Consider the following 14,482-nt stretch of genomic DNA (forward strand, 5'->3'; position numbering starts at 1 on the left):
CGCTGCGTAATGGGCGCATGGACACGCCCTGTAGCCTCGGCCTTGTCGTGAGACGACCGTGACACGACCGTGAGCCGACCCGCACCATCATGATCAGAAGGAGTCCCGTCGTGACCCAGCGCACCCTCGTCCTGCTCAAGCCCGACGCCGTTCGTCGTGGCCTGACCGGCGAGATCATCAGCCGCATCGAACGCAAGGACGGCTGGCAGATCACCGCGCTGGAGCTGCGCACCCTGGACCAGGACACCCTGGAGCAGCACTACGGCGAGCACAAGGGCAAGCCCTTCTACGCGCCGCTGGTGGAGTTCATGGCCTCCGGCCCGGTCGTCGCCCTGATCGTCGAGGGCGAGCGGGTCATCGAGGGAGTGCGCGCGCTGGCCGGTCCGACCGACCCGATCGCCGCCGCGCCGGGCTCGATCCGCGGGGACTTCGGTGTCATCGTGCGGGAGAACCTGATCCACGCCTCGGACTCGGAGGAGTCCGCCGAACGCGAGGTGAAGATCTTCTTCCCGGGGCGTTCCTGAATCTCCATCAGTAACCCACATGCCTGACCAGGGACGGCCGCGATTTTCCGGCCGTCTCTTGGCATATGCGTGCCGATCGGGGGAACGAGTGCCCCCGTTGGGCCGTCTCCACAAGCGAGGCAGTGCCTCACATGCTGACAATGGCGAAGACCCTCGCGCAGTGTTCGTGATGGCGCGTCTACGATGGAAGCCTTCACGTCACTGCACCCACTTCGCCGACCTGAAAAGCCCTCAAAGCTCCCAGGAAGGCCAGACGAATCCTGATGGGGAACTCAATGTCGTTCATCGGCCGTGACATGGCTGTCGACCTCGGGACCGCCAACACGCTGGTGTACGTCAGGGGTCGCGGGATCGTACTCAACGAGCCGTCCGTCGTCGCGATCAACACCAACACCGGTGGCATTCTCGCGGTCGGCTCCGAAGCCAAGAAGATGATCGGGCGGACACCCGGCAACATCGTTGCCGTACGTCCGCTGAAGGACGGTGTCATCGCCGACTTCGAGATCACCGAGCGCATGCTCCGCTACTTCATCCTGAAGATCCACAAGCGGCGCTATCTGGCTCGCCCCCGTGTCGTCGTCTGTGTGCCCTCGGGCATCACGGGCGTCGAGCGCCGTGCCGTCATCGAGGCGTCGTCCCAGGCCGGGGCGCGTCAGGTGCACATCATCGAGGAGCCCATGGCCGCGGCCATCGGTTCCGGTCTGCCGGTCCACGAGGCCACGGGCAACATGGTGGTGGACATCGGCGGCGGCACCACGGAGGTCGCGGTCATCTCGCTCGGTGGCATCGTCACCGCCCAGTCCATCCGCGTCGCGGGCGACGAGTTGGACAACGCGATCATCCAGCACATCAAGAAGGAGTACTCGCTCCTTCTGGGTGAGCGGACGGCTGAGCAGATCAAGATCACGATCGGTTCCGCGTACGACCTCGACGACGACCAGCACACCGAAATCCGCGGCCGGGACCTCGTTTCCGGTCTGCCCAAGACCGTCGTCATCTCCGCCGGCGAAGTCCGCAAGGCGATCGAAGAGCCCGTCAACGCGATCGTCGACGCGGTGAAGACGACCCTCGACAAGTGCCCGCCGGAGCTCTCCGGGGACATCATGGACCGCGGAATCGTTCTGACCGGCGGTGGAGCCCTGCTGAAGGGTCTCGACGAGCGGCTGCGCCGGGAGACCGGAATGCCGATCCACATCGCCGAGGACCCGCTGGACAGCGTGGCGCTCGGCTCCGGCAAGTGCGTCGAGGAGTTCGAGGCGCTCCAGCAGGTTCTGGACGCCCAGCCGCGCAGATGACGTAACGCTTCGATTCCGCCGTACGGGATGATCCCTTCTCGTGCGGCGGATCGTTGATACGGAGGCATAGGCTCCGTCCTGGGCCTTCGTTCACATCTGACGGGCCCCCGTACACACCTGCACATCTGCATACCTGAACCTCTGCACATTTCTATGAGGAAGGCACGGCCGCCGCACGTGAGGGACACACGAGAGAGCCGGCTGCTCCTGGTGCTGCTGATCGCCGTAGCGTTCGCGTTGATCACGGTGGACATCCGGGGAGGGCAGGACTCGCCGGTCGAGGGTGCCCGCCGGGCCGCGGCCACCGTGTTTGGCCCGATCGAGAACGGCGTGTCGTCCGCCGTGAACCCGGTCGGCGACGCGATCTCCGCGGTCCGCGACTCCGGTGAGCGGCACGACCGGCTCGCGCTCCTGGAGAAGGAGAACGCGGCCCTCAAGGCGAAGCTCGGCAGCGACGACCGCAACCGCAGCCGCCTCAACCAGCTCGACAAGATGATGAAGGTGGCCGGCGAGGGCCAGTACGGCATCAAGGGCGCCCAGGTCATCGCCATAGGAGCGGCCCAGAGCTTCTCCTGGACGATCACCATCGACGTCGGCGCCAACGACGGCATCAAGCGCGACATGACCGTCCTCAACGGCGACGGGCTGGTGGGCCGGGTCACGACCGTCGGTCCCGACGCCTCGACCGTCCTCCTCGCCAACGACCCCGACTTCACCGTCGGCACCCGCATGGAGGGCAACGACGAACTCGGCTTCGCCTCCGGCGAGGGCGACGGCCCGCTGCGCGTCGAACTCCTCAACGGCAAGGCGGAGGTGCAGAAGGGCGACCGGCTCGTCACCTTCGGCTCGCAGGCCGACAAGCCGTTCGTGCCCGGTGTCCCGGTCGGTGTCGTCTCCCGCGTCGACCCCTCAGGCGGCGGCCTGACCCGCACGCTCTACGTCACGCCGTACGTCAACTTCACCAAGCTCGACATCGTCGGCGTGGTCGTGGAGGCCCCGAAGAAGGACCCGCGCGACACGGTCCTGCCGGCGAAGCCCAAGCCGACCCCGATCCCGACGGTGACCGTCACGGTCACCCCGTCCGCGAACGCGCCGGTCGACGGCCAGCAACAGCAGTAGGAGCCCTTCCTCATGCGTGTCAACCGGATCCTGCTCTCCGTGCCGCTGGTCGTCGTCGCCATGGTGATCCAGGTCAGCGTCCTCGCCCGCCTCCACCTCCCGGGCGCCGTCCCCGACCTGCTCCTCCTCACGGTCCTCGGCCTCGCCATGGTCTACGGCCATGTCGCGGGTGCCCTCATCGGCTTCGGCGCCGGCCTCCTCGCCGACCTGGCCCCGCCCGCCGACCACGCGGCCGGCCGCTACGCGCTCGTGCTCTGCGTGATCGGCTACCTCGCGGGCCTCGCGAAGCCGGAGAACGGCCGCCTCAAGTCGGCGACCGGCCCGATGGCCGTCGTGGTCGCCGCCGCCCTCGGCTCCACCCTGCTCTACGCCGGTGTCGGCGCCCTCGTCGGCGACACCGCCGCCCGCCATGTCGGCCTGCCCAGCCTGCTGTTCACGGCCGCCCTGTACGACCTGCTGCTCGCCCCGTTCATCGTCCCCGGCGTCATGGCGCTGGCCCGCCGCGCCGACAACGACCCGCTCGCCGAGACGAACGCCGCCAAGTCGGCCGACATCTCCTCGGGTTGGCTCTCCTCGGGCACCGGTCTCAAGATCGGCGGCCAGCGCGGTGGCCTGCGGATGAAGACGGCTCGCGCGCGGGTGGCCCGGGCCGGGCGCATCAAGGGGGTCAAGCGGCTTTGAGGGCCCGGGAGTTGGCGTACGGGCTCACAGGTCCGTCGTATATGACTCATACACGTACTGAGAGGGGGAGGCAGCACCAATGACCAACGCCCACCCGTCTCCCACCACCACCCTCAAAGGGATGGGCTTCGCCCATGACTAACATTCCCGAGACCGGACGGACTCCACGGGTTCAGATCAGGCTCGTCGTCATCCAGATCCTCGTCCTCTCCCTCCTCGGCACCCTCGGCGGGCGCCTGTGGTACCTGCAGATCCGCGAGGGCGCCGCGTACCAGAAGGAAGCGTCCGGCAACCACGTCCAGCAGGTCGTCGATCCCGCGGTGCGCGGTTCGATACTGGACGCGCGCGGTGTGCCCCTCGCGGACAACGAGACCCGGCTCGTGGTCTCCGCCTCCCGCACCGACCTGCTGAAGCAGGCCGACGACGGCAAGGCCGTCCTCACCAAGCTGGCGGGCGTGCTGGGCCTGAAGCCCGAGGACGTCATCCAGAAGGTCCGGCTGTGCGACGCGAAGACCCCGCAGCCCTGCTGGAACGGCTCGCCGTACCAGCCGATCCCGATCACCGACGAGGCCACCGCCAAGCAGGCCCTGCAGATCCGTGAGCGCTCCGAGGACTTCCCCGGCATCACCGCCGAGCCCGAGGCCGTACGCCGTTACGCGGCCCCCGGCGACGCCAACGCGGCCCAGGTCCTCGGCTATCTCTCGCCGGTCACCGACGACGAGATCACCCAGGCCAAGGACTCCGACTCGCCGTATCTGCGCTCCGACCAGGTCGGCCGCTCGGGCCTTGAGCGGCAGTACGACAAGGAGCTGCGCGGCAAGGCCGGCGTCACCCGTTACGAGGTCGACAACCTCGGGCGCGTGATCGGCAAGGCCAAGTCCGATGCTCCCGAGCCCGGTTCGAACCTCGTCACCAGTATCGACGCCCGGGTGCAGCGGGTCGCCGAGTACCAGCTGGACAAGGCGATGAAGGGTGCCCGCCAGCAGTTCGACAAGATCACCGGCGAGAACTACAAGGCCGACTCCGGCGCCGTGGTCGTGATGGAGGCCAAGACCGGCCGCATCGTCGCCATGGCGTCCGCGCCGACGTACGACCCGAACGTCTGGGTCGGCGGCATCTCCGCCAAGGACTACAAGCAGCTCACCGGCAAGAACTCCGACTACCCGCTGCTCAACCGGGCCATACAGGGTCAGTCGGCGCCCGGTTCGACGTTCAAGGTGGTCTCCACGGCCGCCGCGGTCGAGGCCGGCTACGCGTGGGACGGCGGCTACCCCTGCACGAGTTCGTACTCGGTGGGCGGCCAGGTCTTCAAGAACTTCGAGGGCGAGAACTTCGGCCCCATCTCGCTGGGCCGCGCGCTGGAGGTCTCCTGCGACACCGTCTTCTACGGTCTCGCCGACGCCCAGTGGAAGAAGGACGGCGGCATCAACCCGAAGAAGGGCGAGCCGAAGGACTACTTCTACAAGGCGGCCCACCAGTTCGGCCTCGGCAAGACCACCGGCGTCGACCTCCCGAACGAGGTCACGGGCCGTATCCCGGACCGCAAGTGGAAGCAGGAGACCTACGAGGCCAACAAGGCCTACTGGTGCAAGACCGGCAAGAAGGGCGGCACGTACGTCCAGCAGATCGCGTACGAGAACTGCCTCGAAGGCAACAAGATGCGTGAGGGCGACTCGATCAACTACTCCATCGGCCAGGGCGACACCCTCGTCACCCCGATCCAGGAGGCCATGATCTACGGCGCCCTCGCCAACGGCGGCACCGAGTACGTCCCCACCATCGGCAAGGCGATCGTCAGCGCCGACGGCAAGACGGTCCAGGAGATCAAGCCGAAGGTGAAGGCCAAGCTGCCGATCAGCGCGGCCACCCACAAGGGCATCGACAAGGCGCTCGCGGGCGTGGTCACCAGCGGTACCGCCGCCTGGAAGTTCCAGGGCTGGCCGCAGGACAAGATCGAGCTGCACGCCAAGACGGGTACCGCCGAGGTCTACGGCAAGCAGACGACCTCGTGGTTCGCGACGTACACCAAGGACTACACGGTCGTCATGACGATCGCCCAGGCCGGTACCGGTTCGGGCGCCTCCGGTGAGGCCGTGCGCAACATCTACAACGCGATGTACGGCGTCCAGGCCGACGGCTCCATCGACAAGAAGAAGGCGCTGCTGCCCAGCCCGCAGACCAGCCTCCCGAAGGTCCGCGCCGACGGCACGATCGCCGCCCCGAAGATCACCGCAGACCCGGCCAAGGAGCTGGAGAAGCAGCAGGAGAAGGCGACCGAGGGAGGGGTCACGGCCGCGGACGACACCCAGCCGCCCGCCACCTCGCCCTCACCGACCACCACCAACAGCAACACCCGCAGGCGCCCGCGCAGAAGGGGAAGCCGGAGGATGCTCACATGACCGGCAACAGCTTCTCCGTTTCCGGATACGGCCCCGATCGGGCCGGCTGGACCCGGGTCTTCGCCCGTGACTCGCTGGCCCGCCGCCTGGACTGGCCGATACTGCTGTCCGCGATCGGCCTGTCCCTGATCGGCTCGGTGCTGGTCTTCTCGGCGACCCGCAACCGCACCGAGATCAACCAGGGCGACCAGTACTACTTCCTGATCCGGCACCTCATGAACACCGGCATCGGCATCGCCCTGATGATCGCCGTCGTCTGGGTCGGCCACCGCACCCTGCGCGTCATCGTCCCCTTCCTGTACGGCGCCTCGGTGTTCGGCATCCTGCTGGTGCTCACCCCGCTCGGCTCCACGGTCAACGGCGCGCACTCCTGGATCGTGCTCGGCGGCGGCTTCTCGCTCCAGCCCTCGGAATTCGTGAAGATCACGATCATCCTGGGCATGGCGATGATCCTCGCCGCCCGGGTCGACGCGGGCGACAAGCCCTACCCCGACCACCGCACGGTCCTCCAGGCCCTGGGCCTGGCCTCCGTCCCGATGATGATCGTGATGCTGATGCCCGACCTCGGGTCGGTCATGGTCATGGTCATCATCGTGCTCGGTGTGCTGCTGGCCTCCGGCGCCTCCAACCGCTGGATCTTCGGCCTGCTCGGCGCCGGCGCGATCGGCGCGGTCGCCGTGTGGCAGCTGCACATCCTGGACGAGTACCAGATCGCCCGCTTCGCCGCCTTCGCCAATCCGAGCCTCGACCCGGCAGGCGTCGGCTACAACACCAACCAGGCCCGCATCGCGATCGGCTCCGGCGGCCTCACCGGCGCGGGCCTGTTCCACGGCTCGCAGACAACAGGCCAGTTCGTCCCCGAACAACAGACAGACTTCGTCTTCACGGTCGCGGGCGAGGAGTTGGGCTTCGTCGGCGCAGGCCTGATCCTCGTCCTCCTGGGCGTGGTGCTGTGGCGCGCCTGCCGCATCGCCCGCGACTCGACCGAGCTCTACGGCACGATCGTCGCCGCCGGGATCGTCGCCTGGTTCGCCTTCCAGGCCTTCGAGAACGTCGGCATGACCCTCGGCATCATGCCCGTCACCGGCCTGCCACTGCCCTTCGTGTCCTACGGCGGCACCTCGATGTTCGCGGTGTGGATCGCGGTGGGTCTGCTCCAGTCGATCCGGGTACAGCGACCCATGTCCGCCTAGCCGTTACCTGCGCTTTCGCCCACATTTCCCTGAGGTTCATTCCGGATGCCCCCTGCCATCCCGGCTCGCGGGCAACTAGATTCAGGTCATGGCGGACACAAAGCGCGAAATCGAGCGTAAGTACGAGTCCGAAGAGAGCGGCCTGCCCGACCTGACCGGTGTCGCCGGCGTCAAGGCGGTCATCGACAAGGGCGTCGTGAGTCTGGACGCCGTCTACTACGACACGGCCGACGAGCGCCTCGCCGCGGCCTCGACGACCCTGCGCCGCCGCACCGGCGGTTCCGACGCGGGCTGGCACCTGAAGGTGCCGGTCGCGCCCGGAGTCCGCGACGAGATCCGTGAGCCGCTCTCCGACACCGTGCCGCGCAGCCTCGCCGGCCTGGTCCGCTCCCGGGTCCGCGAGGCCGAGCTGCTGCCCGTGGTCAGGCTGCGCTCCGACCGGGACGTACGCCACCTCGTGGACGCGGACGGCGTGCTGCTCGCCGAGGTCAGCGTGGACGCCGTACGCGCCGAACGCCTCGCCGACGGCGGGGGCACCGCGCAGTGGACCGAGATCGAGGTCGAGCTCGCGGACGACGGTGACCCGGCCTTCCTCGACAAGGTGGAGAAACGGTTGCGCAAGGCGGGCGTACGACCGTCGTCGTCCGCGTCGAAGCTGGCGCGGGCGCTGGCGGAGACCGCTCCGAAGAAGGCGAAGAAGCGCAAGGCGCCCCCGGCCCCCGAAGAACCCCGGACCGCCGGCGACCACGTCCTCGCCTACGTCCGCGAGCAGCGCGACGCGATCCTCGAACTCGACCCCGCCGTACGGCAGGACGCCTACGACTCCGTGCACCGCATGCGGGTCGCCACCCGCCGACTGCGCAGCACGTTCCGCTCGTACGGCAAGGTGCTCGACCGCACGGTCACCGACCCGGTCGGCGAGGAACTGAAGTGGCTGGCAAGCGAGTTGGGCGTGGACCGGGACCGGGAAGTAATGACCGAGCGCCTGACCGCGGTCCTCGCCGAACTGCCCCGCACCCTCGTCTCCGGCCCGATCCGCACCCGGATGCGTACCTGGGCGGGCGCCCGGCGCGGCGGCTCGCGACGTCGGCTGATCGGCGTCCTGGACTCCAAGCGGTATCTCGCGCTGCTCGACACCGTGGACGCGCTGGTGGCCGAGCCGCCGCTGCTGCCGAACGCCGCCGGCACACCGGAGAAGGTGATCGGCAAGGCCGTACGCAAGGACTTCGAGAAGGTCTCGGCCCTCGTCGAGGAGGCGATCGGGGCCCCGCCCGGCGCGGACCGTGACCTCGCGCTGCACGAGGCCCGCAAGAAGGCCAAGCGCACCCGGTACGCGGCCGAGGCGGCGAGCCCCGCGCTCGGCACTCCGGCCCGTGCGCTGGCCAAGTCCATGAAGTCCCTGACCAGCCTGCTCGGCGAGCACCAGGACAGCGTCATGGTCCGCGAGACCCTGCGCGAGCTGTCCGCGGTGGCGCACGCGGCGGGGGAGAACTCGTTCACGTACGGGGTGCTGTACGGGCGGGAGGAGCAGCGGGCGGCGGCGGTGGAGGCCGCGCTGCCGGGGATGTGGGAGGAGATCGGGTCCGAGGTGCCCGTCTGAGCCGTACGGGGGACGTCCGGGTTCGCGTTAGTCTGGATGGTCACCCGTCCGTTCAGTACCGCTCACGAAGGTTCGCGAGATGCCTGCCGAAGTCGCTGCGGCCGCAGAGTCCGTGTTTCCGCAGCTCGAAGCCCTGCTCCCGCAGGTGCAGAAGCCGATCCAGTACGTCGGAGGCGAGCTCAACTCCACGGTCAAGCCGTGGGAGTCGTGCGATGTCCGCTGGGCGCTGATGTACCCGGACGCGTACGAGGTCGGCCTGCCCAACCAGGGCGTCATGATCCTCTACGAGGTCCTGAACGAGCAGGAGGGCGTCCTCGCCGAGCGCACGTACAGCGTGTGGCCCGACCTGGAGGCGCTGATGCGGGAGCACCGCGTCCCGCAGTTCACGGTCGACAGCCACCGTCCGGTGGGCGCCTTCGACGTGTTCGGCCTCTCCTTCTCCACCGAACTCGGCTACACGAACATGCTGACGGCCCTGGACCTGGCGGGCATCCCGCTGGAGTCGAAGGACCGGACGCTGGACGATCCGATCGTGCTGGCGGGCGGCCACGCGGCCTTCAACCCCGAGCCGATCGCCGATTTCGTCGACGCGGTGATCATCGGCGACGGCGAGCAGGCCGTCCTCGACATGACGAAGATCGTCCGAGGCTGGAAGGCGGAGGGCCGCCCCGGCGGTCGCGAGGAGGTCCTCTTCCGTCTGGCGAAGACGGGCTCGGTGTACATCCCGGCGTTCTACGACGTCGAGTACCTGCCGGACGCCCGTATCGCGCGCGTGGTCCCCAACAAGTCGGGCGTCCCCTGGCGTGTGTCGAAGCACACCGTCATGGACCTCGACGAATGGCCGTACCCGAAGCAGCCCCTGGTCCCGCTCGCCGAGACGGTCCACGAGCGCATGTCGGTGGAGATCTTCCGCGGCTGCACGCGCGGCTGCCGCTTCTGCCAGGCGGGCATGATCACGCGCCCGGTGCGCGAGCGGTCGATCACGGGCATCGGTGAGATGGTCGAGAAGGGCCTCAAGGCGACGGGCTTCGAGGAGGTGGGCCTGCTGTCACTGTCGTCGGCTGACCACTCGGAGATCGGCGAGATCGCGAAGGGCCTGGCGGACCGCTACACGGAGGACAAGGTCGGCCTGTCGCTCCCGTCCACCCGCGTGGACGCGTTCAACGTGGACCTGGCGAACGAGCTGACGAGGAACGGCCGTCGCTCGGGCCTCACCTTCGCCCCCGAGGGCGGCTCGGAACGCCTCCGCAAGGTCATCAACAAGATGGTCTCGGAGGAAGACCTCATCCGGACGGTCTCGACGGCGTACGGCAACGGCTGGCGCCAGGTCAAGCTGTACTTCATGTGCGGCCTGCCGACCGAGACCGACGAGGACGTCCTCCAGATCGCCGACATGGCGATGAAGGTGATCGCCGAGGGCCGCAAGGTCTCCGGCCAGAACGACATCCGCTGCACGGTCTCGATCGGCGGCTTCGTCCCCAAGCCCCACACCCCGTTCCAGTGGGCCCCGCAGCTCTCGGCGGAGGAGACGGACGCCCGCCTGACGAAACTCCGGGACAAGATCCGCGGCGACAAGAAGTACGGCCGCTCGATCGGCTTCCGCTACCACGACGGCAAGCCCGGCATCGTCGAGGGCCTGCTGTCCCGCGGCGACCGCCGCATCGGCGCGGTCATCCGCGCGGTCTACGAGGACGGCGGCCGCTTCGACGGCTGGCGCGAGCACTTCTCCTACGACCGCTGGATGCGCTGCGCGGAGAAGACGCTGCCGGCGTTCGGCGTGAACGTCGACTGGTACACCACCCGCGAGAAGACCTACGAGGAGGTCCTCCCCTGGGACCACCTGGACTCGGGCCTCGACAAGGACTGGCTCTGGGAGGACTGGCAGGACGCCCTCGACGAGACAGAGGTCGAGGACTGCCGGTGGACGCCTTGCTTCGATTGCGGGGTGTGTCCGCAGATGGACACGTCCATCCAGATCGGCCCGACTGGTAAGAAGCTGCTGCCGCTGACGGTGAAGAAGGACGCTCCGGCCAGCGGACACACGCACTGACGTGAGTGAGGCGTTGCGGCGCATCGCGGAGGCCCTGGAGGACGCGGCAGCGAGGAAGAGGCTGCTGCTGTCCTGAGGGCGCTGGGGGCACAGAGCAGACGGCAGGGGATCGCGCGGGATACCCCGAGAACGCCGCTGCCGTCGCCTGGAGCCTCTTCGACCGTCCACTGAGGTTGGATGGGTCTGAGGGCTGGAAGCCCGTGGAGCCTGTCGGCTGGTGGGTCTGAGGACTGACTATGGACACGGTGAGCTGTCCGCCGTTGACGCGGAGACGTCGGCGCCTCGTTACGGAGCGAGCTGGACCACTCCGACCCAGGGAAACTCGTTGGTCACGTGGACCGCCCGGACGTTCCAGCGGCCTGCCGATACAGCCACGGGGGCTTGTTCTGGCAGCTCGGGGCGGTCGGGGTACGGCCGATCGAGATCTGTACCGGCCTCGGCGGAGTCCATGAGCATCGCCGGGCCGTCTGTTTCCCATACTCCCGCTGCCTCCCACGCGGTGGTGGGGTCGTCCAGCAGCCTCTCGGCGGCCACGAGGAGCTCTGCGTCGGAGTCTGCGGCGAGCCAGCGCACGAAGGCCTTTCGCTCGGGCAGATAGCAGGTCTTGGCCGGCTCGTCGCCCAGTACAAGGGCTTGCGCGCCGGCTAGACCCACGTCGATCACAGCGGCGAGGTCTTTCACCGCGCACGCGCGGTCGTAGTCGTCCGGGTCGTCGGTGTCGCCGATGATCATTCCGTCTTCCGTGAAGCCGCTCCACTCCTGCAACGCCGATACCGGTATGACGATGAGCGGGCCCCCATGGACGCAACCCAGTTGAGCTCCGGCCGTGGGTGGCGTGTGGATGCCGCGTCGTTCGAGCTGTTCATGGAGCCAGGTTGCCGTATGCCTCTGACAACGCCTCCGTCAAAGTGGATCAGTAGCTGTCACCAAACCTCGCGGCCCGGGTGAGCAAGACCGTCGATGCAGTCGAGGCGATCATGCACGGTGGAATCCGGGCTTGGGGTGGTGATCAGCAAGAGCACGTGGATCGACGGGTGCTCTGGGACGTAGAGGTCGTCCTGCGCGTCGTCTCCGGGGATGGCGTTGGGTTGGATCTCGATGCGTCCGCAGATGCTGTCGGCGACGTGGTAGACGCCCCGGTAGTCGCTCTCGCGTGCGGTGAAGGTGACATCAAGGTGGTTGACGACCAGCCGGGCCAGCTGGCCCGTGGTGTGAGTGCTGGTGCCGTAGGTGTCGTGGTTGGTCATCGGTGCCTGAACTTATGCGACAGGAGTCGCCGGCCCCGTTGCGAAGAGTGCTGTGTCCTCGGATGGACATGTCCATCCAGATCGGTTCGACGGGGAAGGAGCTGCTGCCTCGACGGTCAAGAACGCTGGGTCGACGCTCGAGTCGATTGGCCACGCGCGCTGAGTGCGAGCGAGGCATTCGATCGGGTGGCTCAGTTCTTTGCTGTGCGAGCCCGTCGGATGTGATGGGCCTGTGTAAAGGGACCAGGCCGACCTCTTCACGCCGACTGCGCGGAAGTATGCCGGTGAACTCGCGCTAGGGGGCCTCTGAGGTAGATCGGTCGGGGTCTGTTGGGCTGGCCATAGCGAGGGGGAGAAGGTCTGCCGGTATCTCGGCAGAGGTCTGGCGGACGGCGGTGAGCAGGACGCCGAGATGGTGGGCGATCTCGGGGACGGTTGTTGCCAGGCCGGTATCGCGCAACAGTCTGATTGCCTGCCAGTTCGGAGCGGAAGGATGTCGAGCGAGTTCGTCCAAGAGCTCCCATGCCGCGGCCTTGGCGATCTGACGAGTCGGGTCGTTCAGCAGCCGGCGGACCGCCGGATCGTTTGGCGGGTCCTTGAACAGGTGGGCCAGGTTGCGGGCGACCCGGAACCGGACCCAGTCGTCCCAAGTATCCAGTAGCCGCCCGAGAATGCGTTCCCGCCATGGCTCGGCAACAGGTGCGATCAGTATCAGACGCAGCAAGTAGCGTTCGTTCCACGTCGCCTCTATGTAGTTGAGCAGCGGGATCCGTGCGGACGCGGGTACGTTGCCGAAATCGGAGATCAACAGGTTGCGTGAGGCCTGGCGAATCGTCACGTCGGGAGCGTCCAGGAATTCGCGGAAGACGCGCTGCCCCCATGGGGCGGTCCACATGAGGTCGGCGTGGCGGAGGAATCCCCGCAGGGCTGCACTACGCACCCCGACGTCATTGTTGTCCGCCATCCGCCGGGCCAGTCGGCGCACCACCTCGGTGAGCTGCGGATCGGCGCGTATACAGCGGTCGAGCCCCTCCTCGATGCTTGGATGCCGTAGCGCGTGGTAACCGCCCGCCGGGGTGCCATGCCACAGGACGTAGTCGTGCAACGAGTCGAGGGCCATGTCGAAGGATATGACGCCCGCATGACCGAATTCGCAGTCTCGGACCGCGGCGTCGAAGAGTCGGCGGACCGTGTGCCCGCTGACGTATTCCGAGGACAAGGTCGCGACGAGATACAGGAATGCCTGTTCCACTAGAGGTAGAAGCCGGACCTGGCGGCCGAACTCAGAGGAGACGTCCCGGTATCCGGGCAACCGGGCCAGTGCTTCTTCGACTTCAGGAATGTCGCGGGTGTTGCGGATGAACAGTTCGACGTTGTGCGGTACGGGTAGGGCCTTGGTGATGCGTGTGACGACGTACGGTGGTACGGGACTCCATCGTGGGCGGTAGCACGCGATGTATCGCTCCGCGATCTCGTTCAGCTGAGCGGTGGTGTAGGCGGCCTCGACGGTCAGACGCTGGCTCAGAGTGATTGTGTATGTGGCGAACGAGTCGATGATCACTTTGTCGAAGACGGTGGAGCGAGATGTGACGACTACCCTGCACCTTCTGGCGGCCACAAGATCCAGGAACCGCCGTAGGTTCGTGATGAACTCCGGCATGTCCACAGGCACCGTCGCCCCGAAAGGATCCTCCAGATAGATGGCCTGGTCGTTCGGGAACAGTTTGGCAAGCCGGTCCTCGAACCTGCCCTGCGATGTGCTCAGCGTCAGGCTGAGCTGCTGGGAGTTCACCCAGCTGGGAGAGAAGCCGGACCGAGAGTAAAGCTTCCACAGCAGTTCGACGGCAGTGAACGTTTTTCCGACATGAGGATCGCCGACGATGAACACGACGTGATGCCGCTCCAGGGTGGCGGCGATATCGTCGTACTGCTGAGGAGGCACGAACACAGACGTGAGTTGTGTGTACGGGCTCGCCTGCGCGTGGCGGTCCAAGCCGAGTTCGTCGAGGAAGTCGTCCAGTGTCCGGTCCTCCGACCCCTCGGATCCGGCGGCCGTGATCTCCTGTGCCAGCGCAAGTAGTTCGCCGTCGAGAGGGGAGCCGACCAACTCGACCGCAGCGCGCAAGATCGACGCCAGCGGGGGTTCTGTGCCAGATGCGTGGTGGTGGCGGACGCAACGGCTCACGACCACGGCACAGAACTCGATCGTCGAGCCGTCCACGGGAATGCTGTCCAGAAGGTCCGCGTCGAAGGCGGCGTCCTGGAGCAGCGCCTGGCGTAGACCAGATCTGTCGATTCCCGGGACGCGACGAAGCAGGCGCTGTGCCTGCTGGCGTATTCGGCCCGGTACGGCTCGGTGGTGCGGGTTGGTCAT

The 14,482-nt window shown here is 67.4% G+C and carries 11 protein-coding genes; 8 read left to right on the forward strand and 3 right to left on the reverse strand.

Annotated features, from left to right (window positions below; translation table 11 throughout):
• The first annotated feature begins 110 nt into the window (after positions 1 to 110).
• The 8 genes from ndk (at position 111) to OC490_RS13720 (ending at position 10,861) form a co-directional block, all read left to right on the forward strand.
• Positions 111 to 524 carry a nucleoside-diphosphate kinase gene (gene ndk, locus OC490_RS13685; protein ID WP_262058169.1) on the forward strand — a complete coding sequence of 138 codons (414 nt, stop codon included), beginning with the start codon at positions 111 to 113 and terminating at the stop codon, positions 522 to 524.
• 275 nt (positions 525 to 799) lie between these two features.
• The gene (locus tag OC490_RS13690) at positions 800 to 1,819 is read left to right on the forward strand and encodes a rod shape-determining protein (RefSeq protein WP_019065566.1); all 1,020 of its coding nucleotides are present in this window, start codon (positions 800 to 802) and stop codon (positions 1,817 to 1,819) included.
• 177 nt (positions 1,820 to 1,996) lie between these two features.
• On the forward strand, positions 1,997 to 2,938 hold the full coding sequence (gene mreC / locus OC490_RS13695) for a rod shape-determining protein MreC (protein WP_262058170.1): 942 nt from the start codon (positions 1,997 to 1,999) through the stop codon (positions 2,936 to 2,938).
• A 12-nt stretch (positions 2,939 to 2,950) separates the two neighbouring features.
• Positions 2,951 to 3,619 (forward strand): rod shape-determining protein MreD, encoded by a 669-nt coding sequence (gene mreD / locus OC490_RS13700; protein WP_262058171.1) that lies wholly within the window; start codon positions 2,951 to 2,953, stop codon positions 3,617 to 3,619.
• A 134-nt stretch (positions 3,620 to 3,753) separates the two neighbouring features.
• Positions 3,754 to 6,018, forward strand: a complete 2,265-nt coding sequence (gene mrdA / locus OC490_RS13705; protein WP_262058172.1) for a penicillin-binding protein 2 — start codon at positions 3,754 to 3,756, stop codon at positions 6,016 to 6,018.
• Positions 6,015 to 7,211, forward strand: coding sequence for a rod shape-determining protein RodA (gene rodA, locus OC490_RS13710; RefSeq protein ID WP_262058173.1), 1,197 nt, complete (start codon positions 6,015 to 6,017; stop codon positions 7,209 to 7,211). The genes mrdA and rodA overlap by 4 nt, the downstream gene beginning before the upstream one ends.
• Before the next feature lie 88 nt (positions 7,212 to 7,299).
• Positions 7,300 to 8,811: a CYTH and CHAD domain-containing protein gene (locus OC490_RS13715; protein ID WP_262058174.1), complete on the forward strand. Its 1,512-nt coding sequence runs from the start codon at positions 7,300 to 7,302 to the stop codon at positions 8,809 to 8,811.
• 79 nt (positions 8,812 to 8,890) lie between these two features.
• The gene (locus OC490_RS13720; protein WP_262058175.1) at positions 8,891 to 10,861 is read left to right on the forward strand and encodes a TIGR03960 family B12-binding radical SAM protein; all 1,971 of its coding nucleotides are present in this window, start codon (positions 8,891 to 8,893) and stop codon (positions 10,859 to 10,861) included.
• A gap of 285 nt (positions 10,862 to 11,146) precedes the next feature.
• Here OC490_RS13720 and OC490_RS13725 read toward each other — a convergent pair whose 3' ends face one another.
• The 3 genes from OC490_RS13725 to OC490_RS13735 form a co-directional block, all read right to left on the reverse strand.
• Positions 11,147 to 11,626 (reverse strand): immunity 21 family protein, encoded by a 480-nt coding sequence (locus tag OC490_RS13725; RefSeq protein ID WP_262058176.1) that lies wholly within the window; start codon positions 11,624 to 11,626, stop codon positions 11,147 to 11,149.
• 158 nt (positions 11,627 to 11,784) lie between these two features.
• On the reverse strand, positions 11,785 to 12,108 hold the full coding sequence (locus OC490_RS13730; RefSeq protein WP_262058177.1) for a hypothetical protein: 324 nt from the start codon (positions 12,106 to 12,108) through the stop codon (positions 11,785 to 11,787).
• Between the two features lie 295 nt (positions 12,109 to 12,403).
• Positions 12,404 to 14,482, reverse strand: coding sequence for a hypothetical protein (locus OC490_RS13735; protein WP_262058178.1), 2,079 nt, complete (start codon positions 14,480 to 14,482; stop codon positions 12,404 to 12,406).

Origin of the sequence: Streptomyces sp. STR69, from assembly GCF_024519455.1 — a bacterium.
Lineage (GTDB): Bacteria > Actinomycetota > Actinomycetes > Streptomycetales > Streptomycetaceae > Streptomyces.